Source organism: Vibrio sp. Vb0598 (assembly GCF_033338935.1).
In the GTDB taxonomy this organism is placed as follows: domain Bacteria; phylum Pseudomonadota; class Gammaproteobacteria; order Enterobacterales; family Vibrionaceae; genus Vibrio; species Vibrio alginolyticus.
In genome coordinates this window covers 1-1,050 of sequence record NZ_JAWOTP010000293.1, presented here as the reverse complement: position 1 = coordinate 1,050, position 1,050 = coordinate 1, and the positions used below count along the sequence as shown (strand labels likewise).

Sequence of the window (1,050 nt, the reverse complement as noted above, 5' to 3'; positions counted from 1 at the left end):
CTCCAGTTTATCGGCAAGAGCATCAAAACCGACGTAGAGCGTGGTAGAGACTGTTCCAATAACTACAAATGCCAACGCCAAGAGAAGCATCCATGTATAGGTTTCACTGATGGTTTTTCGCATCCAGTTTTTAATAAAAATCTGATCGAGAAAAAACAGCAAACAAAAGCCCAGCAGAGCTTTTCGTTCTTGAGATAACACGAGTAGCGCAAATGCAACTAGCATCAAAAAAGGGAACAGGCGAATTTTGTCGCGATACAAATAGAGTAGCGAGCACAACACTCCAAATCCGTATTTACTGACCCCGAGTAATTTAAATCCGCTTTGATAGCCTTGGGCGAAGTGCCATGCTGCGACTAGACCACAGATGATAAAAAGTAGGTAGGTGAAATAGACCATCACTCGCTCATCATCAAATGCTCCGTAAGCGTAAAGTAAGCTCAGTAGACAAAGAATGGCTAGCCACTGAACGGTTTCGATCAATAGTGGGGCCAAAGGTACTCTGTTCAACAAACCATTGATAAATACATATCCAGTAACCAGCACCAAGAATCCGATACATGGGTGCAACAGTTGCTTTGCTCTTCCTTCTAAAATGATCAAGGCGATTAAGCCAACAGAAAGCAAACTTGCGATATCGGAAGGCGCAAGTGCCACGCCACCTACAGCGAATTTCACTGGGACAAAAAACAGTGCCAGAGCAATAGCTGCAAGGAGTGGAACGGTATTACTTATCGGTACAGAGCTGTTGGTAGATTCCATAATAGCCCTCTCGAAATTTGTCGATGGTGTAGAGTTTGGCTCGGTTGACGGAATAATGACTTGCCGAATTGTAAAGAGCCGCGTCTTCGCATAGCTCTGCAACCTTTTGCGCAAGCAGATTGCTATCACCGACTTCGAACAGATATTCTGAGCTGCCGGTAACCTCATCTAATCCCGGTACATCGGACGAGAGTACGGGCAAACCTGCTGCCATCGCTTCTACGGCGGCGAGCCCGAATCCTTCAACGTGGGAAGATTGCACGTACATATCCATATCGCTGAGAAAGA

The 1,050-nt window shown here is 45.6% G+C and carries 1 protein-coding gene and 1 pseudogene; both read right to left on the bottom strand.

Features of this window, described 5'->3' with window-relative positions; genetic code table 11:
* Positions 1-762: pseudogene (locus R7Q38_RS24780) on the bottom strand (ligase); the annotation flags it as partial.
* On the bottom strand, positions 728-1,050 hold a 323-nt coding region (locus tag R7Q38_RS24775), incomplete at its 5' end, for a glycosyltransferase family 4 protein (RefSeq protein WP_318114720.1). The gene R7Q38_RS24775 and the pseudogene R7Q38_RS24780, both read right to left, overlap by 35 nt.